Source organism: uncultured Pseudoteredinibacter sp. (genome assembly GCF_947502065.1).
Lineage (GTDB): Bacteria > Pseudomonadota > Gammaproteobacteria > Pseudomonadales > Cellvibrionaceae > Pseudoteredinibacter.
Genome location: NZ_CANMYE010000003.1, coordinates 153,923 through 175,802, shown reverse-complemented (window position 1 = coordinate 175,802; position 21,880 = coordinate 153,923). Strand labels below are relative to the sequence as shown.

The 21,880-nt window shown below is 47.0% G+C and carries 11 protein-coding genes; 10 read left to right on the top strand and 1 reads right to left on the bottom strand.

Features of this window, described 5'->3' with window-relative positions; translation table 11 throughout:
- Nucleotides 1-738: 738 nt before the first annotated feature.
- The 8 genes from Q1A41_RS10410 to Q1A41_RS10375 all read left to right on the top strand — a co-directional run bounded on the left by Q1A41_RS10410 (nt 739) and on the right by Q1A41_RS10375 (nt 16,511).
- Entirely contained in the window at nt 739-3,339 is a 2,601-nt protein-coding gene (locus Q1A41_RS10410) for a flagellin (protein WP_299978221.1), read from the top strand.
- Between the two features lie 74 nt (nt 3,340-3,413).
- Complete coding sequence (locus tag Q1A41_RS10405) at nt 3,414-3,791, top strand: flagellar protein FlaG (RefSeq protein WP_299978218.1); 378 nt, start codon at nt 3,414-3,416, stop codon at nt 3,789-3,791.
- Between the two features lie 404 nt (nt 3,792-4,195).
- Nucleotides 4,196-7,852, top strand: coding sequence for a flagellin (locus Q1A41_RS10400; protein WP_299978215.1), 3,657 nt, complete (start codon nt 4,196-4,198; stop codon nt 7,850-7,852).
- A gap of 71 nt (nt 7,853-7,923) precedes the next feature.
- Complete coding sequence (locus Q1A41_RS10395) at nt 7,924-8,304, top strand: flagellar protein FlaG (protein WP_299978212.1); 381 nt, start codon at nt 7,924-7,926, stop codon at nt 8,302-8,304.
- Between the two features lie 177 nt (nt 8,305-8,481).
- Nucleotides 8,482-11,886, top strand: coding sequence for a flagellar filament capping protein FliD (gene fliD / locus Q1A41_RS10390; RefSeq protein ID WP_299978209.1), 3,405 nt, complete (start codon nt 8,482-8,484; stop codon nt 11,884-11,886).
- Nucleotides 11,887-12,138: 252 nt separating this feature from the next.
- Nucleotides 12,139-13,596 (top strand): sigma-54 dependent transcriptional regulator, encoded by a 1,458-nt coding sequence (locus Q1A41_RS10385; RefSeq protein ID WP_299978206.1) that lies wholly within the window; start codon nt 12,139-12,141, stop codon nt 13,594-13,596.
- 224 nt (nt 13,597-13,820) lie between these two features.
- Nucleotides 13,821-15,023: an ATP-binding protein gene (locus Q1A41_RS10380; RefSeq protein ID WP_299978203.1), complete on the top strand. Its 1,203-nt coding sequence runs from the start codon at nt 13,821-13,823 to the stop codon at nt 15,021-15,023.
- Between the two features lie 42 nt (nt 15,024-15,065).
- Entirely contained in the window at nt 15,066-16,511 is a 1,446-nt protein-coding gene (locus Q1A41_RS10375) for a sigma-54 dependent transcriptional regulator (RefSeq protein ID WP_299978200.1), read from the top strand.
- 55 nt (nt 16,512-16,566) lie between these two features.
- On the opposite strand, the gene Q1A41_RS10370 is transcribed toward Q1A41_RS10375, so the two are convergent.
- Nucleotides 16,567-20,541: an Ig-like domain-containing protein gene (locus Q1A41_RS10370; RefSeq protein ID WP_299978197.1), complete on the bottom strand. Its 3,975-nt coding sequence runs from the start codon at nt 20,539-20,541 to the stop codon at nt 16,567-16,569.
- 572 nt (nt 20,542-21,113) lie between these two features.
- Here Q1A41_RS10370 and Q1A41_RS10365 point away from each other — a divergent pair.
- Nucleotides 21,114-21,278, top strand: a complete 165-nt coding sequence (locus tag Q1A41_RS10365; protein WP_299978194.1) for a PA3496 family putative envelope integrity protein — start codon at nt 21,114-21,116, stop codon at nt 21,276-21,278.
- Between the two features lie 217 nt (nt 21,279-21,495).
- Nucleotides 21,496-21,864 (top strand): flagellar hook-basal body complex protein FliE, encoded by a 369-nt coding sequence (fliE, locus tag Q1A41_RS10360; RefSeq protein WP_299978191.1) that lies wholly within the window; start codon nt 21,496-21,498, stop codon nt 21,862-21,864.
- The last annotated feature ends 16 nt before the right edge of the window (nt 21,865-21,880 follow it).

Here is a 21,880-nt window from a genome sequence, read left to right as displayed (position 1 = left end):
CGGCCGTAGGCGGGGTGGCTTTAACAAAAAGCGAAAAAAAGTTTTACCACTGGTCGAGCGGCAAGATTTCGCTTAAATACTCTTTGTAAGCGGTAGCGCTTTGCCGTTCATCGGCCAATCTTTGTTGGCTTCTTTTTGGATTGCTGTTCCTGTTGCTCAACATTCTTTCATTATCTTGTTTCTTTCTTCTTTATATAGCCAGTTTAAACATTTTCTCATTTGGCAAAAAAGTAAGCTTGGTATCTAGCCAGAGCAGGGGGCTTGCCTGATTAATTTTTTTAGAAAAACTGACAATCTAAAAAATTTTGTCTATATATAAGGTCCGTAAAAATAGTTTAGGCAATTATTGCTTTGGCTTAGTTGGATGAGGCAATGCTGCTAAAACAACTATTTTTAAAGTACTTTTAAGAGCTTGCTTGTGAAGTCATCCTCTTATTCCCATCATTTTTCCACCAGCTTTGTGGGTGTTTTGATTAAAAACACGACAAACGGTCAAATTCAACCTAAAGCATTTCCCTAGGGTGCCGTTAAGACCATTGAAACATTTTGCTTTGGCAAATATGGATCAAAGTGCAGTTACCTAATCTGGTATGGATTGTGCAACCGATGATTGTCCAATTATGGATGCATCAAAGATTGAGCAATCATCTTCGTCAGAACGCACGATTGAGCACTTTGATCAACAAGGTCGCGAGCTTGCTTAGGCAGGAGCGCAGGTAATCTCTAAGGAGTAATGATATGGCTTCGGTTATTAATACAAATATGGCGTCGCTGACAGCGCAACGTAACTTGAGTAACGCCCAGGGCGCTCAAGCGGATGCCATGCAGCGCCTGTCTTCAGGTCTACGAATTAACAGCGCTAAAGATGACGCCGCAGGTTTGGCAATCTCGACTCGCTTCTCTTCACAGACCCAGGGTTTGGCGGTTGCAATCCGTAACTCGGGTGACGGTATCTCCCTTGCGCAAACTGCGGAAGGTGCACTAGGTACCATGACAGAATCTTTGCAGCGTGTACGTGAATTGGCACTGCAGGCTGCTAACGGCACCAACTCGGCTTCAGACCGTGAAGCATTGAATGCTGAAGCACAGCAGATGATTGCGGAAATTACCCGCACAGCTAAAGAAACCAACTTTAACGGCCAGAAGCTGTTAGACGGTTCTTTCAGCACCGCTTTCCAGGTAGGTGCGAATGCCGGAGAAACCATTGATGTAACCGTTTCTGATCTAAGCGTTGATAAGTTGGGCGTATCTGATCAGGCGGGTGTTTCCGCGGTGGGTACTGACTCGGCACTAGGCAACGGTGATTTGGTAATTAATGGCAAAACCATTTCTTCTTCATCAGCTGCTGACGATGATGCTTCTACTGATAATGCGGCGGCCTCTGCGATCGCAAAAGCTGCGGCCATTAACAAGCACTCTGATGAAACTGGTGTTCGTGCGGTTGTTGACGAAAACACAGTGGCGGGCTCTGTACAAACTGCCGACGCTCAAAGCGGCACCATCACTTTGAATGGTGTAGATATTGAAATTGATACCACTGGCGATGCGGCCACTACTCGTGCTGCAGTAGCTTCTGCGATCAATGCAGTATCTGAGCAAACAGGTGTTACCGCAGTTGATACAGGCGATGCTGCAACTGGTGTTACTTTGGAAGCCGCGGATGGCCGTAATATTCAGTTGAACCTAGGTGGTGGTGACTTAAACGAAGCCAATACCGGTTTGGCGGGCACTGACACTTATGAAGGTGGCTTCACTTTGGTTGCCGAAGGCGATACTAAAGAGATCAATGTTCAGGGTGGTAATGGTACTGGTAATGGCGATATTGCTAACGCTGGTTTGTCCAAAGGTAGCTATACACCGGGCGTAAGTGCTGTAAGTTCTTCAGCTAAGACTGGTACGCCTGCAACAGGCGCAACGGCTCTAGTTCCTGGTACAGCCGGTACGGGTACTTTAGCCCTTGCTGCTGTGAATGCTGACCATACTTCCGGCTCAGGTGGTGATAATATTCTTGCGCTCGAAGATTCGGGTGGTAATGCAGTAGGCACCATAACATTTACTGGTAACTTTACCGGTGGTAGCGCACTTACTGCAGCGCAAGTGGTTGATCACTTAAATGGTGGTACCACGGTAGCGGGTATCACTGGGACCTTAAATTCTGGATACACCGCAAGTGAAAGTGGCGGTAACATTGTTATTACAGGTCCAACACCTACTGATGAAAACGCTGGCTTGGCGGTTGTAGCCGCAGGTTCTTCTGAGGTTCCATTGGCAGCATCTGCTGCCGGTACAGCGGGTACGGCGGCTACGCCTCCAACTACTCCAGCGCCTGATCGTGACTTAGATGCTGGTGATTTGGTTATCAACAACGTCGCAATTAAGGCTGCACAGGCTGGAGATGATACCGCTTCTTATGATGGCGCTTCGAGTTCAAGTAAGGAAGCATCGGGCATTTCAATCGCTGCAGCAATTAATAAATCCACTGGTGAAACTGGTGTAAGCGCTGAAGTTAATGCAACCGAGTTTGTGGGTGGCTCTACCACTGCTGCTCCAGCGGCCTCCGGAGCTGGTGCGTCGGGTAACACTGGTGCGGTTTGGGTTAACGGTGTAGAAGTTAACTTAACCGTTCAATCAGATGCAGGCTCTAGCCGAGCACATGCTCTAGAGCAAATTAACAAAGTAAGCGGTCAAACAGGTGTTACAGCTACTGATAACGGCGAAAGCTTAACGCTTACTGCAGCCGATGGCCGTAATATTGTACTGGCATTTGATACTAATGCTGCTGATGCAAGTGGTGGTGTAACTGCTGCAAACTTTGGCCTAAATGGTTCTAGTGGTATTTCGTCTTCAGACATTACTGCGGCCGGTGGCACCCAGGGTGAGGCAGACAATGTTGCTGAGACTACTTACTCAACAGTGACTTTAAGTGGCGCTGGTGACATCGAAGTAGGCGCCGGTATTAACGGTAGCACTAAACTAGACGAGCTCGGCTTTACGGCAGGCAACTTCGGCGGCGGTGAAGACGGTACTTTCTTAAAAGATATCGATCTTACCACTGTAGACGGTGCCAACGATGCTCTAACTGCCATCGATAACGCTTTGGATACCGTAAACGCTCAGCGAGCTGATTTGGGTGCGATCCAAAACCGTTTCGAAACCACGGTGAAGAACTTGCAAGTTAATGCCGAGAACTTAACCGCGTCTAACTCTCGTATTCGTGATGCTGACTTCGCATCTGAAACCGCTGAGTTATCACGTGCTCGAGTTCTACAGCAGGCAGGTACTTCTATCTTGGCCCAGGCCAACGCCCTGCCAAACCAGGTGTTGTCTCTACTTCAGTAATCTTGGAGTAGATAACCTAGTGGAAGAGGGGGCCACTAGCCCCCTTAACCAAGCAGCGGCCTGAGGAAAACATTATGAACGATTTGCAAACCTCCTATACAGCGACCCCGCTAAGCGTAAAGCCTAGCGATCCGATTCAATCGTCTGTAGCGAGCAATGCTGGTGTTCACACTCAGGTGTCTACTGCACCATCTTCTGAGCCAGCCGTAGCAAGCTCAGAATCCGTGCAGCAGGATTTGGAAAAGGCCGTTTCTCGTTTGAATGATTATGTGCAGTCCACTCAGCGGGATTTGAAATTTTCCATGGATGAGGAGACCGGGCAAACAGTTATTACTGTAACCGATCGTTATACATCCGAAGTCATTCGCCAGCTGCCAGATCAAGTAGTTTTAGATTTGGCAAAAAAGTTAAACCATGAAGAGCCTTTAAAACTTTTCAGCGCGCAAGCGTAAATTTAGAAAAAGCTGCTTTAAAATAATTATTCTTAAGCAGCTATTGATGAGTCAGCTAAATTATTTTTGCTGACTTGTCAAACGAAGTGAAGTTTTTAAAAGCGGTTTTAATTTTTAAAAAGAGGATTTTTAAAGAAGACATTTAACGATTAAGAAGTTCGATAAAAGTCATAATTTTCAGTTAGTTAAACAAATTTGTTAGCCATAACAAACACCGATTCAAAGACCCGTTTAAGCAACTGAAATAAAAATCTTTAGAGAACGTGATCTGTTTTATTCGATGAATGGTTCAGTGGCCGTCTAAATTTTCAACGATTTAGGCCGCCAAGGAATTTGAATCGGATGTAAATGGGTCGCGTGCTCGCGTTTGCGTGTACGCCTTTTTAAAGTAAAAGGTGTTTGTTATGGCTTCGATCATTAATACCAATATGGCGTCCATCATGGCGCAACGTAATTTAAGTAAGTCGCAGGGTGCGCAGGCCGAGGCCATGCAGCGCCTATCTTCAGGTTTACGCATTAATAGTGCAAAAGACGATGCGGCTGGCTTAGCAATTTCTACTCGTTTTTCTTCTCAAACCCAGGGCCTAGCCGTTGCCATTCGCAACGCTGGCGACGGTATCTCTTTAGCGCAAACTGCAGAAGGTGCATTAGGAACTATGACCGAATCGCTTCAGCGTATTCGTGAGTTGGCACTGCAGGCTGCGAACGGAACTAACTCTGCGTCTGACCGGGAAGCTCTAAATGCTGAAGCGCAGCAGATGATTGCTGAAATTAATCGCACAGCGTCAGAAACCAATTTTAACGGTCAAAAATTATTGGATGGTTCGTTTACCACTCAGTTTCAGGTTGGGGCAAATGCTGGTGAAACAATTGCTGTAACTGTTGCCGATCTAGGTGTCGATACTCTAGGCGTTTCCGAACAGTCAGGCGTTTCTGCTGTTGGTACTCAAGCTGCCTTAGGTAATGGTGATCTCGTTATTAATGGTGTAGGTATTTCATCCTCTTCAGCTGCTGACGATGATGCTTCTACCAATTTAGCTGCATCGAGTGCGATTGCAAAAGTAGCTGCAATCAATAAGCATAGTGATGAAACTGGTGTTACAGCAATAGTAGATAAAACGTCGGCTGGTGGCACCGAGCAGAGTGCGGCAGCAGTTAGTGGCGACTCGATTTCTATAAATGGTGTTGACATCCAAGTGGATACAACTTCAGATGCCGCAACTACTCGCGCAGCAGTCGCTGCTGCGATTAATGCGGAGTCTGATCGTACTGGGGTTCGCGCTGTTGATAGTGGAGACGCAGCCACGGGTGTTACCTTAGAAGCAGAAGATGGTAGGAATATTGAGCTTACTTATTCCGGTGGGCTGAATTCTCAAAATACTGGATTGGCTGACGCAGGTACATTTACCGGCGGGTTCACACTAATTGCGTCAGGTGAAACAAAATCTATCGATGTGGATGGTGGTAATGGGACGGGTAATGGTGACTTAGCTAACGCTGGATTGAGTAAGGGTGACTACACACCTGGTGTAAGTGCTGTAAATTCCTCAGCTAAGACGGGTGACGCGGGTATAACTGCGCAAGGAGCTACGGCAACTATTGATTTAAGTGGTTTTACCGGGAAAGATTTCGACACTGGCCCATTGGCAGCAACAACTTTTGATGTTGACGTAACAGATTCGACTGGTGCAACTACTACACATAATATTGATATTACAGGCGTTTTGACGCCGACAGCTACGCGCGCCTCTGTAGATCTAAACTTGTCTGCTGTTTATGGAAATGATTATAGTACCAACAACGCTTCATTTACTATTGATACTGGAGATGGAACTGGTGCTCAGACAGTTACTCTTACAGGCGATTACCGTACAACAGCTGATAGTGTGAACGGTGGATTATCAGGTATTACCTCTGCTGATTTGGATGCTTTGGATAATACCGTTAACGGTACCATTACCGTAGACGGCACTGACATTACCTTTACACTTGGTGCGATGTCTTCGTTGGATGATGATGCTAAAGCAACAGCTCTGCAAAATGCCATTAATAGTGGTATTGCTCAGTATGAAGCTAACCCGCCAGCCCTGCCTGCGGCGCAAACAGTTAATGACGTAACTGTTACAGTAGACAGTGGTGTATTCACAATTTCTTCTGGCACTGCTGGGTTCGGAACTATTGCTGAATCCGCAACTGATTTTGATTCGGTTAGTGGTACCGCTGCAGCAGTTTCATCTGCCACTATTGAAGCCAATGCTGGTCTTGTGTTTGATAGCGCAAGTGTCCAAGCGTTAGCTAATGATAACGACACTTTTGTAATTAACGTTGACGGTGTTGATTACACAGCGGATATTGGGGTCGCGGCAGATCTTGATACCGATGCTGAGGTTCTCAGCGTTATCCAGAATGCGGTTGACGGTAGCGGTACTCTATTGAGCGCTGTAGCAACTGTAGCGGCAGATGCAAACGGTAATGTAAAAGTTTCAAGCCCTACAGCGGGAGCAACTGGTAATGTAACTTTGGGTGCAATTTCTGGTGGTCAATCACTTACAACTGCCGGTGTGCAAGCGGCTGCAACAGATACAGATTTGCTGGCAGAATTAACTGGCGCGGGTATCACTGGACTGGATAATTTAGTGGAGCAAACTGTCGGCGGCACTGACGGCGTATTCAACGTGTTAAGTTCAACTACCGGTGCAGGCGTGACTATAGCACTTGTTGATGGGGACGGCACTCCAGGTAACGAACCTACTGGTTTTACCACCGCCAATGCTGTTGATGGTACAGCGGGAACCATTACTGACGCTCAACTTATTGCTGCTTTAGATAGCGCACAATTAACCGCTGCAGGTTTAACTATAAGTGACGCTGACGCCTCGACTGAAGATGGCAAGGTTCTATTGACGACAACCGATACTGGGGCAGCGACTGGTATTGCCATTGGTGGTACAACCGTAGGTACTGTTACTACTAATGCGACTACAGGTGCGATTCAAGATAGCGCCGACGACACTGTGGGGGTTACCGCAGTTGCTGCTACAGATCATAACTTGGATGCGGGTGACTTAGTTGTCAACAATGTGGCAATCAAAGCAGCGCAAGCCGCTGATGATGTCGCTTCATATGACGCCGCGGTTTCTAGTAGCAAGACGGCAAGCGGCATTGCGATAGCATCTGCTATTAATAAATCAACAGGAGAGACTGGTGTTTCGGCTGAGGTTAATGCTACCGAGTATGTTGGTGGTAGCTCATCATCTGATGGTACTGCAGGCAATACAGGTTCAGTTTGGATAAATGGTGTAGAGGTTAATTTAACTGTTCAGACGGGTTCTGGAGCAAATAGGGCTCACGCTGTTGATCAAATTAATGCAGTATCTGGACAAACAGGTGTGATAGCTAGTGATAATGGTAAGAGCTTATCATTGACTGCCAGTGATGGTCGAAATATCGTTTTAGCTTTCGATACTAATCAGGCTGACAATGGTGGTGTAACTGCTGAAAACTTCGGTTTAGGCAAAGGTGCAGCGCCAAATGCTACCGCTATCTCTGAAAGCGATTTAACTACCGCTGCTACTACCGCTGGTACAAGTGAAAAAGAGCAAGCTGATCTAGTAGCAAAGACTACCTACTCGACGGTTACTTTGACTGGTGCAGGGGAAATTAACGTAGCGGCAGGTATTAATGGTAGTGACGACCTAGCGAACCTTGGTTTTACAGCAGGTAGTTATGGCGGTGGCCAAGATGGCACCTTCCTAAAAGATGTTGATCTTTCGACAGTTGACGGCGCCAACGCCGCCCTGACCGCCATCGATAACGCTTTGGATGCTGTAAACGCTCAACGGGCTGACCTAGGTGCGATTCAAAATCGTTTTGAAACCACGGTGGAGAATCTGCAGGTAACCTCGGAAAACCTAACCGCTTCTAACTCTCGTATTCGCGATGCGGACTTTGCGGCGGAAACCGCTGAGCTGTCGCGCACTCGAGTGTTGCAGCAGGCGGGTACTTCGATCTTGGCCCAGGCCAATGCCTTGCCTCAGAACGTATTGTCACTGTTGCAGTAATTTCGCAATAGGCAAATGGAAAGGGGGGCTGACAGGCTCCCTAAACCACAATAGCAACTGAGGATAAGGCTATGAACGAAGTGCAAACCAGCAACCCAGCGATGTCTAGGAGCACTTCTGCCGTTACGCCGGTGAAAAAACCGACCGATGGCGGCAAAGATTTGCCTCCGATGGACAAAGGCACTACAGAAATCGTTAAGGAGGTCGCTAACAATAGTGAGGCTGTGCAAGAAAACTTAGAAGAAGCCGTTTCGCGATTAAATGACTATGTACAGTCAAGCAAGCGTGAACTGCAGTTTTCTATGGACGAAAGCACGGGGCGAGCCGTAGTTACCGTGATCGACAGTGCAACATCTGAAGTGATTCGGCAATTACCCGATGAAGTAGCCTTGGATTTGGCCCGAAAATTGAATGAAGAAGAGCCGATACGGTTGTTCAGTGCTCATGCCTAAATTACCCACAAGGTAAACAGGTAAGGGGTTTATCAAACCCCAGAGCCGCTACAACCCCTGGCCCGACTAGGGTCTTGAAGTAAAAAGCCCCACTTAGTGATACTGAGAGGGGCTTCTTACGTTCAATCAGCTGATATAGAAAAAATAGAATATCACTCGGTATTCGGGGAGTTAGACATGGCCAGTATTTCCTCTGTAGGCGTAGGTTCAGGCGTACTGAACAACGATTTGATCGATCAGCTGATTGAGGCTGAGCGTGCGCCCACCGATAAGCGCCTTGACGTAGAAAAGGTCGACCTCGAAACTAAAATTTCTGAGTTGGGCAATATCAAAAGTGCCGTATCCAGCTTGCAGTCGACGGTAAGCTCGCTGACCTTGGCATCTTCTTTTGAGACCAATACTACCTCGAGCAGTGACAGTACTAAACTTACGGCGACGGCAAGTAGCTTGGCAAGTCCTGGGGTTTACAATATTGAAACCACCCAGTTGGCGCGTTCGCAAACCATTGCATCTAAAACCTATGAAAACCTGAACGATGTTGTTGGTCAGGGTAAATTAGTATTTAAGTTCGGCGAAGTGGAAACCACACTGAATGCCGATAAGTCAGTCGACACTTTTGGTAGTTTTACAGAAGACCCTTCCCAGCCCAGTAAGAGTATTACGATCAACTCCGGCAACCATACCTTGGCCGGTGTGCGCGATGCTGTAAACTCGGCCGATATTGGCATTCGCGCTTCTATTGTTGATACCGGCGATGGCTTTCGTTTGCTGTTTGAATCGGAAGATACTGGCAAAAGCAATGGCTTTACCATTGAAACCCAAAACGCCAACAATGGCTTGGATGATTTTGAGTTTAACGAAACCAATTTTGATAATGTTTTGCATGCGACCAACGCGGTAGACGCCGAGCTTAAAGTTAACGGCTTAGAAATTACCCGTGAATCGAATCAGATTGCGGGTGTTATTAATGGTGTAACCCTAAACCTACGTCAAACCTCGGTGGGTGAGCCGGTGACCTTAACGGTGGAAGCCGATATGGAAACCATTAATAAACGTATGCAGGATTTTGTAACCTCCTATAACGAGTTAAAAACCCTAACGAATGACCTCACCGCTTATAATTTAGAAGAGCAAGAGGGCAGTGTTTTTACCGGTGACCCGACTGTACGCAATTTGGAGAATCAGCTAAAGCGAATTTTAAGTAGCGCTTTACCTACAGGTGCAGGGGGTAGTTTGAGCTCTTTGGCTGAGATCGGTATAAAGACCAATGAAAAAACCGGTTTAATCAGCTTCGATTCAACAGAGTTTGCTAACTATGCGCGCAATGAACCGGAAGCTTTAACCAAGCTATTTGGTACTACCGGTGTAGGTGCTGATAATGTTGAATATATTCGAGGGAATAATCAAACCAAATCGGGCGATTACGATGTTGTCGTTACCGAGTTGGCAACGCAAGGTGAGTTTAAGGGCAATGCCACGTCAGGCGGGCCTTATATTATCAATGCTTTAAACGACACATTTACAATAAATGTTGATGGCGTTAACTCAGAACAGATTGAGCTTAATCAGAGCCCGGGTTTAAGCGGGACAGAATTGGCTAATTTACTGCAAACTCAAATCAACGCGGACGAGAAACTAAAAGCAAATGCAAAATCTGTTTCGGTAGAATTTGATAGCAGCAATAACAGCTTTAATATTACCTCGGCCAGTTTTGGCAGTAAGTCATCGGTATCTTTTAACAGCATCGATAGCAATATGGCCCAAGACCTAGGCCTTTACCGCCCAGGCCAAGGCCCGCGAACTTTGGATTTAAGCGATGCGCTTCGTACCACGCCAGAGCTGCAAAGCGCAGTTGTCATTGATGACAGTAATGATAATTTCACCTTAAGTGTCGGTGGCACTAGCAGTGCTGAAATTTCGATTGCCCAAGGCAGTTATAGTGATGGTGAGGCGTTAGCCTCAGCAATTCAAAGCGCGATTAATGCCGATAGTGCGATATCACAGCAAGGCCTTTCGGCAACCGTTAGCTACAACGGCGAGCAAGACGGTGGCCAGTTTAATATTAGTTTTAATAATCAAGAGTCTTTTCAAGTGCTTAGCGCCGATGCAGCGCTCAGTGATATTGGTATTACTGCCAATGTTTCTTCGACCAGCAAAGTGTCAGGTTTAGCCAGCAATGATCAATTGGCAGCGTCATTAACCGTTGATGCCAATAACGATACCTTTAGCTTGAGTTTAAATGGTAAAAGCTACGAAGATATCGAAATTGCCCAAGGTAGCTATACCACCGGGCAAGCCTTGGCAACGGCGGTACAAGATGCGATAAACGCCCAAACTAGCACGGGTGAGGCGGCTAAGACAGCGGCCGGCAGTGTGGATTTATCGACTCTAATTGATTTCACCAGTGAAGAATACGGCTTTAAGCTTTCAGTAAATGGTGATCCTGCGGTAGACGTTGTGGTGGATCAAAATGCGGGAACAATGAACTTAGAATCCATCCAAGCGGCGCTCGATACAGCCTTAGGTGGTACGGGCATCGTCACGGCTTCATTGGATAATGGCAATCTCGTCCTTGAAGGTTCAACGATTGGTGAAGCTGGTACCATCGAAGTCATAAACGATGGCCGCGTAGCATCAACTAATGCCGGCACTGTAGATACCACTACTATCCCTGGAGCGACCAGTTTTGCTGCAGCAGAAATAGAATTCTCGCTAAATGGCGATAGCTTCACCTTAGATTTGAGTAGTCTTTCTGACCCGCTAAGCTTGCCGGCCGATATTAATACCTTATTAAATGATCAACTTACCGCCCACGCTGACTTTTCAGCCGGTGATATTGTTGCCAAACTAGATGCATCCAACCAGCTTTATTTTGAAGGTAATACCGCCGCAGCGAGTGAGGCATTAAGCATTAGTAGCACCACTAACGATGTGTTCGGGGTAGATGGTGTAGCAAGCACCGCTGGTGCCAATGGCTTTGGCTTAGCCGAAAGCACCAGCACAGGCCTAGATGGTAGCAATGCCACCGTGAGCTTTGTAGGTGGCAACGGTGAAGGTGGATTGCGTATCGCCTTCGACAATGAAGATATCTTCCGCATCACGGCGGCCGAAGAAAACATGGCCAATACACTGGGTATTGCGGCCAGCGATGGCAGCGAAACCCAAGTTACTAAAGGCAAAGATGTGGTGGGCACTATTAATGGTGTAGCCGCCGTAGGTAGTGGGCAACGCTTAACCGGTGCCGAGGGCAACGATGCCTATGGCCTGGCGCTGAATATCAGCGGTGATGCGATTGGAAAGCGCGGTACGGTTAACTTTAATCTAGGCTTAGCTGAACAGACCGAGCGTTTTTTACAGGCCGCTCTCAGTGCTACAGGCTTTTTAACCGAAAAAGAATCTGGCCTACAGGCATCGTTGAAAGACATTGCCGAAGAGAAGGCCGAGTTAGAAACCCGTATGGAATCACGCCGAACATCGCTAAGTCGTCAGTTTACCTATTACGATACTATTGTGGCTCAATTGAACTCATCATTGGATTTCATCAAGGCCAACTTCGAAGCGCTCAATGCTCAGAATAACTAGCCAAAACTAGTTTAGTCTTGTGGGCGGGCTTTCCTAGACCAGCAGCCAAAATTTCCTTCGGCTGTTGGTTTTTTCATCGTTTTCTAAAATTCTTCCTTAAATTATTGATTTTTCATGTCATTTAATTGACTCCCGCCAAGGTATTGACTATTAATTACCTTATGATTTCTGCAAAGTAATCGTGGTCAACTATGTGACATAGACCATGGACTGAGCATATAAGGGTACCTTGGAGATTGAGGAAGCAAAACGATGTGGCGAGACATCAAAGTATTAGTGGTAGATGATGACGCAGAGCGCCGCCACAACCTAAAGGTGATTTTGGATTTTCTTGGTGAGCCCAGCGTTGCCACATCCTTATCGGGTTGGCGAACCTTTATTGATAGCTCTGGCGAGAATTCCGATGAATTTGTGGCGGTGTTGCTAGGTGATTGCCAAGCCGATAGCCCGATTCAAGAACAGGTTCAGGAAGTGCATCAGTGGGACGCCAATTTGCCCATTATCATGTTGGGCAAGCGCTCGGCCGATCTAGAAGAGTTGCGTGAAGGCCTGCCGGCGGAATTAAAGCACAGCTTAGTGGCCGCAATCACAACGCCACCGACGTACAACCAGCTATTAGACACCTTACACCGTGCCCAGCGCTATCGCGAAGCTAAGCGCTTGGCGTCTAGCAGCAATGGGCAGCGACCTTCACATTTGTTTCGAAGCTTGGTAGGCACATCACGCGAGATTCAAACGGTTAGAACCATGATGTCACAAGTAGCCGATAAGGATGTGTCGGTGTTGATTACTGGTGAATCCGGTACGGGTAAAGAGGTGGTCGCCCGTAACTTACATTATCATTCAGATCGTCGTGACGAGCCATTTGTACCGGTGAACTGTGGCGCGATTCCCCCCGACCTTTTAGAAAGCGAATTATTCGGCCATGAGAAGGGCGCCTTTACCGGAGCGATTAGTTCGCGCGCTGGGCGTTTTGAAATGGCGGAAGGCGGCACATTATTTTTAGATGAAATAGGCGACATGCCGCTGAATATGCAGGTGAAAATCTTGCGTGTTCTACAGGAAAAAACCTTCGAGCGAGTGGGTGGCAATAAGAGCATCCCCACCAATGTGCGTATTATCGCGGCGACACACCGCAATCTCGAAAGCATGATCGAAGAAGGCAGCTTCCGTGAAGATTTATATTATCGCTTAAATGTATTCCCAATCGAGATGCCATCATTACGTGAGCGGGACGAAGATATTCCTTTACTGCTCAATGAGCTGGTCTCTAGATTAGAGAGTGAAAATCGTGGTTCTATCCGTTTTAACTCGGCGGCTATTTTGTCTCTGTGTCGTCATCAGTGGTCTGGTAATGTTCGAGAACTGGCCAACCTGGTAGAGCGCATGGCGATAATGTATCCCTACGGCGTTGTCGGCGTGCAGGATTTACCGAGTAAATATCGCCATGTCGAAGTTGAAGAGGAAGACTTTGGCATCAGTGAAGAGCTTGCACCACGCCAAACCAATGTGGTCAGCATGTTTGATACCACTTTATTACCTGAAGCGGGTATCAATCTAAAAGAGTATTTGGCGAATTTAGAAAAGAGCTTAATTGAGCAGGCGTTGGACGATTCCGGTGGTGTAGTAGCGCGTGCGGCCGATCGCTTAACCATTCGACGCACCACACTTGTGGAAAAGCTGCGTAAGTACGGCTTGCAGCGTGGCTAACTGCTTTTAGCAAATCAACATCAAAGCCCGCCTAGCGGGCTTTTTTATCACTACGGTTTTTCCTTCCACGGCCCTTGGGTATTTCTTTTGTATTCCCATTAAATCGCCGCTGGGCTATTCCACTGCCAAATTGGCACTCGCTTTGCAGTAACCCTTATAAATCGATCAATCGCCAGTTTTTCGGCGTTTGGCTCAGCTTGTATTGAAAAGGGTTAGATACTCATATGCCTTCACCGACTGCCATGGAAGTACCTGCATTTGCAAAGTCAGATATTGCCTTTGATTTTAATCCAGATGTGGAGCGCTTACAGGAGGCTTTTTCTCAATTTAACGAGTTATCCCAACATCTCGCGGAGTCCTATCAGCTGCTAGAAGATAGAGTGACCGAGCTGACCGATGAGCTTAACAGTGTAAGCCAGCAAAGAATGCGAGAGCTGGCGGAAAGAGAACAGCTAGCCAATCGTTTAGAAACACTGCTTTCGGTACTGCCAGGTGGCGTCGTGGTATTGGACGATAAAGGCTTGGTCAGCCAGTGCAATCCTGCAGCGACGCAATTGTTAGGTGAGAGCATCGATGGGCGTTTATGGCGTGATATCGTGAAAGAGTGCTTTTCGCCAAGACAGATTGATGGTCATGAAGTTTCCACCAAAGATGGTCGTTTTTTTAGCATTGCCACATCATCGATTGATGAGGGTGGTCAAATTATTTTGCTTACCGATCAAACACCTACTCGCAAGCTTCAAGCTGAGTTGAGTCGCCATGAGCGTTTATCGGCGATGGGAAAAATGGTTTCGGCCTTAGCCCACCAGATTCGCACACCGCTATCGACAGCGATGCTTTATGCTGGGCATCTTTCTTCTAGCAATCTACCCGCCGAGAAAAGCCAGCAGTTTGCGCAAAAGCTAATGGGTCGTTTGAGTCATTTGGAACAACAAGTCCAAGACATGTTGTTATTTGCCAAAGGTGAGTTGCCGTTGAACGATAGCATCACCTTAAGCGACTTGTACCAAGGCTTGCGTGAGGCGATGGAAGAGCCCTTGCATAGCAGCCAATCAAACTGCGATTTTATCCCGCTGACAGAAGAGCGATTGTTACGTTGTAATCGCGAAGCGCTCATTGGTGCGATTCTCAACTTAGTGAACAATGCTATTCAAGCCGTAGGTCGTGAAGCCAGCTTGAGCCTGCAGTTTTGTGTGCAGGATCATCAACTGAAAATTCTAGTGAACGATCAAGGTCCAGGCATCGATCGCGCTGATGTACAAAAAGTACAGGAATTATTTTACACCACTAAATCCCATGGTACTGGTCTAGGCTTGGCAGTGGTGCACTCTGTAGCCAAAGCACATGGCGGGGTATTTAGCTTGGACTCTGAACTAGGTCAGGGCACCTGTGCGGTAATCAACTTACCGCTATTAGAAAATTCTTAAAAATTGATACTTATAGAACATAAATAGACAGGCGAATTTACGATGGATAATCACAAAATCCTGGTAGTTGAAGATGACATGGATTTGCGCGAGGCGCTTTGCGATACCTTAGAGATGGCTGAGTATCGTGTGGTCGCTGCTGAAAGTGCCGAGCGAGCTCTACAGGAGCTGGCATTACACAGTGATATTCATATGATCGTTTCGGATGTCAATATGGGTGGCATGTCAGGTCATGAGTTGCTTGTTCAGGTTAGGCAGCAATACGCCCACATTCCCATGTTATTGGTAACTGCTTATGCCAGCGTGAGTGATTCAGTAGAGGCCATGCGTTTAGGTGCGGTCGATTACTTAGTAAAACCATTCCAGCCAAAGCTATTACTCGATACCGTGGCTAAGTATGTTAAAGGTGCCTCTTGCGATCAAAGCAGTGCGCCAGTTGCAGAATCGGAATCCAGTCAACAATTGCTGCATTTGGCCAGTCGTGTTGCACAAACCGATTCCACGGTTTTAGTCGTTGGAGAATCTGGAACCGGTAAAGAGGTACTGGCACGCTACGTTCACGAACAATCCCCTAGGGCCAATAAGCCTTTTATCGCAATCAACTGCGCTGCCATACCAGAAAACATGCTAGAGGCTATGTTGTTTGGTCATGAGAAGGGAGCTTATACTGGCGCGACCAGTTCGGCGCCTGGCAAGTTTGAGCAAGCCAATGGCGGTACTCTGTTATTGGACGAAATCTCTGAGATGGATCTTGGCTTACAGGCGAAGCTATTACGTGTTTTACAGGAAAAAGAAGTAGAACGCTTGGGTGGCCGAAAAACTATTAAGCTGGATGTTCGTGTTATTGCGACGTCTAACCGCGATATGCGCCATTATGTAGCTGAAGGGAAGTTCCGTGAGGATTTATACTATCGGCTCAGTGTGTTGCCACTGCAGTGGGCACCTCTGAGAGATCGAAAAGAAGATATTATTCCGCTGGCAAATAAGTTACTGCAGCGACACGCTGAAAAACAACATCGACGTGGTATTGAATTAACGGCATCGGCGCAAGAAACTATGCTGGCTTATGCTTGGCCGGGGAATGTGCGCGAACTGGATAATGTTATGCAGCGCGCTTTAATCTTACAGCCAGGCAGTCAAATAGTGGCTGAAGATTTAGGTTTAGAATTTGCCAATAGTTACAGCCCTAAACCAAGTATTCTGCCCACAGCACAATTGGAAGCTGTTGTTGTGGCTCAAGAAGAGTCGCAGCAACCTGTGTGCTCGCAAGAACTTAAAGAGGAAGTTGAAGACGACTTGCACTCAGCAATGCTAGGTGATGATCTAAAGCGTCGGGAATTTGAAATTATTGTGCAAACCTTGAAGCAGGAGGGGGGCAGTAAAAAGAATACCGCTGGTAAGCTCGGCATCAGTCCGCGCACGCTGCGCTATAAGATCGCCCGATTCAAGGACTTGGGCTTAAATGTTGATGCTCAACTTGCTTGCTAGTATGTTCTAATTGGAAAAAAAGGGGCTTTTAAAAGCCCCTTTTTTGTAGTGCTGATTAGATGACTTCGATTAAGTGCTGGTTATTACCATGGCTTAATAGATCATTTAACTCAAGACTTCCGTCGAAATATGTTGCTTGATCAGCGGTTGGATCGCTTGCAGATTTAGTGTCGCCCAATACGACGCCATCATCCAAGCCTAGGTAGCTGTCAATCAGTAAATCGTTAAAATCAACAGAACTTAAACTCTCGAAATCAACATTGAAGAGTACCGCTTCACTGTTGTAATTTAGCGCAAGATCTTCGCCGTCGGTCAAAACGCCAGAAGAGGAGAATTGCGCATCGGTTTCTGGAGGAAGGATCAAGTCATCATCGACATCGCCACCTTGACCGCTGCCCACGCCGCTAGAGGCCTGGCTTTCATCTTGATCTTCAACAGCGTTAGGAATTAGCTCTTCATCACTAGCTACCGTAGCTTCATTACCGTAATCGGCAACTTCGCCAACTTCAAAAGCTGGGGCTGCGGCGCTGTCATCGGCATTAAACTGTTGGCCCCAAACCGTAGATCGAGCTTCTTCAATTTGTAGATCTCCCCAGGTGATTAGGTAGCCGCCATCATTAAGCGCAACAATGTGAGGCTCTGTTTGAACTCCGCTTTCATTGTGATTGATGAGTTTATTTTCATAGACTATTTCGCCAGCAGCGGTATAGCGTGTTGCAAATACCCCCAGCTGGTCAGCATCATCAGAGGTCCAAACAACTACAATGTCACCATTGGCCAAGCCTGCGACTTCGGCTTTACTGGCGCCTGCACTGATGGAGCTATGAACATCAATGGCATTGCTTAGGCTTGGGCTGCCATCGCTATTGAATAGCTGCACTTTGACGATTGTTTCTTTATCCGCTTGCTCTAGCCAGCTTACTGCAAAACCACCGTCAGCAGTCGCAGTTACATGGCTTAAGCTCTGGGCGCCACCGACGTTAGAAAGGGCAAACTCTCCACTTAAGCTGCGACCTTGATCGTCATAGATTTTCGCCATGGCTTGGTTTTGCCCAGCGCTGTTTTCAGTATCCCAAGATACGATAAAGCGTCCGTCGCTGAGAGTTGTAATGCTTGGATTGGCTTGGCTGTCGATAGTGCTGTCATTAACTCGAACATCACCGGTAACCGCAATTCCTTCAGCATTAAATAGGCGCATATAAACACCTTCGCCGCTACCATCTTGGCCATTGCTCATCCATGTGATGATGTAGCCACCGTCGTCTAGCTCACTGATCGCAGGGCGTTGCTGATTGGATTCTGTGTAAACATTAATTTGAGTCTCAGGACCCACTTTATTGTTGTCGGCGTCATAGCGCTGGGCGTAAATTCCATCAAGGTCGCCATCTTGATCTCGGGACTGCCAAGTTACAACAAAGCCGCCGTCGCTCAAGCCGATAACATCCGAGTTGATTTGATCGGCAATGGTATAGCTGTTGACCATGAAGCTGTCGCCAGCAGTGCTGCCATCAGCATTATAGCGTTGGGCAAAGACATCAAAGCCTAGCTCTGCCTCATCTGAAAGCTTGAGATAGGTGACCAAGTAGCCGCCATCAGCTAAGGCTGTGATTGGATCGACCACAACCGGTGTAAGATCCATGTCGAGTTCATTACCCGCCAAATCAGTAAAGGCGGCGTTAAAGGTGAACCAACCATGGGAATAGCTAGCGGTATACTTTGCGGATACGGTTACATCCGAGGAAGTGGAGCCTGTGGCGGTAATACTCGTGCCTGGGTTAATCCAGCCCCTTGAGCCCCAGTGGAAGGCAACATCTTTAATGTGGTAGCTAACTTGTTCATTAGCGGAAATTTCGAACTTAACTACGCCGGCCCAACCAAACCAAGCGCCGTTTTCTTGAGCCGATGGTAGCTGAGCTGAAGCCTCTACAATCGTATCAATTTCTACGGCCAAATCGTCAGAATTTTTACTGGTGCCCGCTAAGCTGCTTTTAACATGAAAATCATAAACTTTGTCAGCCAAATTGCTGCTGGTAATAGTCCAGGTACCGTTACTATTGGCGGTAGTTTCACCGACTTTTTTATTGTCGGCATATAACACAACGGTAGAACCTGCAGTCGCTTCACCGGTAAAAGTAGGGGTGGTGTCATTGGTTAAATTATCGAAATCGTATTTACCGCTATCACTACTGGCTAATAAATCGATTGTTGGTTTAATTAACGGCGCAAGTACCTCGATGTTAACAGTAGCGGTATCAAAGCCGCCACGGCCATCACTGATTTCATAAACAAGGGTATCGTTTACAGTTTGGGTGTTGCTGCCATCTGGGGTGTAAATTAACTCCCCAGAATTGTTAATCCGCGCAGAGCCGTGGTTACCTTGGCTGACGATCCGAGTCAGGCTTAGGCTGTCATTGTCAGGGTCGGTATCGTTCGCTAATACATTAAGCTTGGAAGATTTTATAACCGTGTAGCTATCATCGTTAGCGATGGGCTCCGCGTTTAGCGCCACTTCGAATTCGAAATCATCCGACTCACCACTTTGGTTGCCCGCTAAATCTAATTGGGTAGCGTTAATTGAGTGGTCGCCTTCATCCAAATCGGTAGTCAGCTGAATTGACCAATTACCTTGATCATCAGCTGTCACAGGCGGTAGCAATTGGCCATCGATGTTTACACTAACGGTGGCGCCTGGTTCGGCGGTGCCGACGATTACAGGCAGCTGATCATCAGTTTTCTCGCCATGTTTTACGTCGTCAGTGTTGCTACCTTGATCGTCAATTAGGTGGGTAATTTTAGGTGGTTCTACTGAACGATCTACGGTGATTTCGAAATCGTTACTTTTTTGGCTGGTATTGCCAGCACCGTCGGTAGAGTATACCGCGATCGTGTGGGTGCCTTCTAAGAAGCTTTGGGTGGGGCGAAACTCCCAGCTATTGTCACTTTGAACGATGGTGAAACCGAGAAAACTATTACCATTGTAAATCGTAATAATTTCTCCGGCGGTGCCGGTACCATGGAAGGTGATGGTGTCATCATCGGTGATTGCTGGGTGATGAAGATCGCCTTGGTACAGGCCAACATCATCGTCGCCATGAGTAATTACCGGAGCAGGCGATGCTTCGGTGTCAATTGTTAAACTGTAACCGGAGTAATCGGTTCCGGCGCCGTTAACAGCCTTGGCTTTAAAGACGGCTTTACCTTCTGGCAGTGGAGTGGTGGTCTGAATGGTCCACTCACCATTACTATTGGCGGTTACTGGGCCATAGGTATCGCCATTAACCGAGAGTGTTACCGTGGCGCCTGGGGTAGCAGTACCTTGAATTTGAGGTGTATTATCGTTAGTGAAACCACCGTTTTGAATAATGGTGCCCGGTGGCAGAATAACTTCGTCTGGGCCAGAGCTATTGTTTAGCGGAGAAGCATTGAACTGTTGCTGCTGAGCGGCTTGAACATTCAAGCTAATCGACATGGACTCAACGCTTTCATTGCCTGCTTGGTCCACAACAATTGTGCTGATATCGTGATTGCCGTCTGCTAAATCAAGCTCGATTTTCCACTCGCCATTCTCGTTGGCTTGGGCGCTAGCAATTTTTTTGCCTTGATCGTAAATGTCTACGCGGGCATTCGCTTCAGCAAGACCGCTAAGTTCAAGCAAACCATTGCTAGTGGTGTCGCCATTATTCAACAACCCCGTTGCGCCTTTGAACTGAATGGCCTTAGCGGTAACGGCGGTCTGATCAACATTTACAACATGTTCTGTAGAGGGCAGCGACTCTTGGCCGTTAGTATCAATACTGGTCGCCGTAAAGCTATGACTCCCTTCGCTCAGCGGCGAAGAGGTGTAGCTCCAGTTACCTTGGCTGTCTGCTGTCGTTTCTCCGATTACAACACCGTTTTGATAAATGCGAACAGTCTCGCCAGGGTTCGCAGAGCCAGTGAGCTCTAGTGTGCTGTCATCGGTACTAGATTGGTGTTGGACTTGGCCATGAATACTGCCGCTATCATCCAGAATGGCTGCGATGGTGGTCATAATAAGTTTCCAATATTTACGCAGAAAGTGAACAGGGCAGCAATAAATCCATGCCCTCAGTATTTATCATCAAGTGGATGATACGAGTTTTGTTAACGGGTTCTATCTTTTGAGCTGAAAATACGAATTAGTAATTAGGTCAAGGTTTAAGCGGTAGCTTAAATTGATAGTATAGTGCTAATTGTTTTACCTGCTTTTGTTTCCTAGGTAGGGGTAGCGTTTGAGTGGTAGAACTTTGTTCTTTGAACGTTGACAGCTGAGTGGCTGATTTTAGCGGTCAGGCTTGCACTTTCGCTTACTTGCCAAATTTTGAGCTTTTATTCAAGGCTGGCGGTCTTTTTACTGCCTTTAAACAGGCGCTTTAGCTAACCCATTTTTGCAATACTATCGCGGCCTTTGTCATGCAAATGTCATTCTGAGTGGGTAGATTGCACTTGACGGTGAGGGTAGTAGGGCGTTAATTTTGCCCTACAGCAAACTAAGCTGGCAGCGATGAGAAGCCGGACAGTCTTCATCGTAAAACCACTTTTAGCCAACGTGCGCAGTGTGCATATCGCGACAGGAGTATCGGTATGAACTATCAAGTCTTAGAGCAAGAGCAAGAATTTACCCCGCAATTGGAAACGGTTATTAGCCCTACTGTCGAGATTTTAGATGCCCGCCGGCGTTTAGAAGATCGCCTTGAAGAGGCTCGCTTAAGGCGAGAGACTCAAGAATTTCCCTTTGATTTTGAATAGCTTAGCCTATCTTTTCTGTTAAGCAGCTGCAGTTCTGCGGCTGCTTTAATTGGCACTTTATTGTTCCACTTCTCTTAAGCTCGACTTCCTTAGCGGAAAGCTTTCACCGCTAGGCATTCCATGCGGCAATTTCTGGCCCGCTTTGTGCATAACTCATATTGAGGGCAGCTAACGCCAGCTTTTTGTCACTATAACTTTGCGAGCTTAAGGCCGAGTCATGACAGACCGAGTAGATATCAATCGCTTACTAGTAGAAATGCGTACTTTAAAATCACAAACCCAGGCATTTAATGGCCCAGGTGCGGTTGATCAAGTCGCCTCTACAGTCCGCCCCGGTGTGAAGGTGCAAGGTAGCGAACAAACCCCTTCCTTTAGTGAAATGATGGGCCAGGCTATCAATAAAGTGAATAGCGTACAAAAGGAGTCAGCAGCGCTGGCGACGCGCTATGAGCAGGGTGATAAATCGGTTGATGTAACCGATGTCATGATTGCTTCACAAAAAGCCTCCGTCAGTTTTCAGTCAATGCTGCAGGTACGTAATAAGCTGGTAGATGCCTACCGCGATGTTATGAACATGCCAATGTAATTTAGGGACTGCTTGT

Bases quoted from the DNA above. Each gene is read 5' to 3' on its own strand.
- Q1A41_RS10410 (WP_299978221.1), top strand. From the start codon at position 739: ATGGCTTCGGTTATTAATACAAATATGGCGTCGCTGACAGCGCAACGT.
- Q1A41_RS10405 (WP_299978218.1), top strand. From the start codon at position 3,414: ATGAACGATTTGCAAACCTCCTATACAGCGACCCCGCTAAGCGTAAAG.
- Q1A41_RS10400 (WP_299978215.1), top strand. From the start codon at position 4,196: ATGGCTTCGATCATTAATACCAATATGGCGTCCATCATGGCGCAACGT.
- Q1A41_RS10395 (WP_299978212.1), top strand. From the start codon at position 7,924: ATGAACGAAGTGCAAACCAGCAACCCAGCGATGTCTAGGAGCACTTCT.
- fliD (WP_299978209.1), top strand. From the start codon at position 8,482: ATGGCCAGTATTTCCTCTGTAGGCGTAGGTTCAGGCGTACTGAACAAC.
- Q1A41_RS10385 (WP_299978206.1), top strand. From the start codon at position 12,139: ATGTGGCGAGACATCAAAGTATTAGTGGTAGATGATGACGCAGAGCGC.
- Q1A41_RS10380 (WP_299978203.1), top strand. From the start codon at position 13,821: ATGCCTTCACCGACTGCCATGGAAGTACCTGCATTTGCAAAGTCAGAT.
- Q1A41_RS10375 (WP_299978200.1), top strand. From the start codon at position 15,066: ATGGATAATCACAAAATCCTGGTAGTTGAAGATGACATGGATTTGCGC.
- Q1A41_RS10370 (WP_299978197.1), bottom strand. From the start codon at position 20,541: ATGACCACCATCGCAGCCATTCTGGATGATAGCGGCAGTATTCATGGC.
- Q1A41_RS10365 (WP_299978194.1), top strand. From the start codon at position 21,114: ATGAACTATCAAGTCTTAGAGCAAGAGCAAGAATTTACCCCGCAATTG.
- fliE (WP_299978191.1), top strand. From the start codon at position 21,496: ATGACAGACCGAGTAGATATCAATCGCTTACTAGTAGAAATGCGTACT.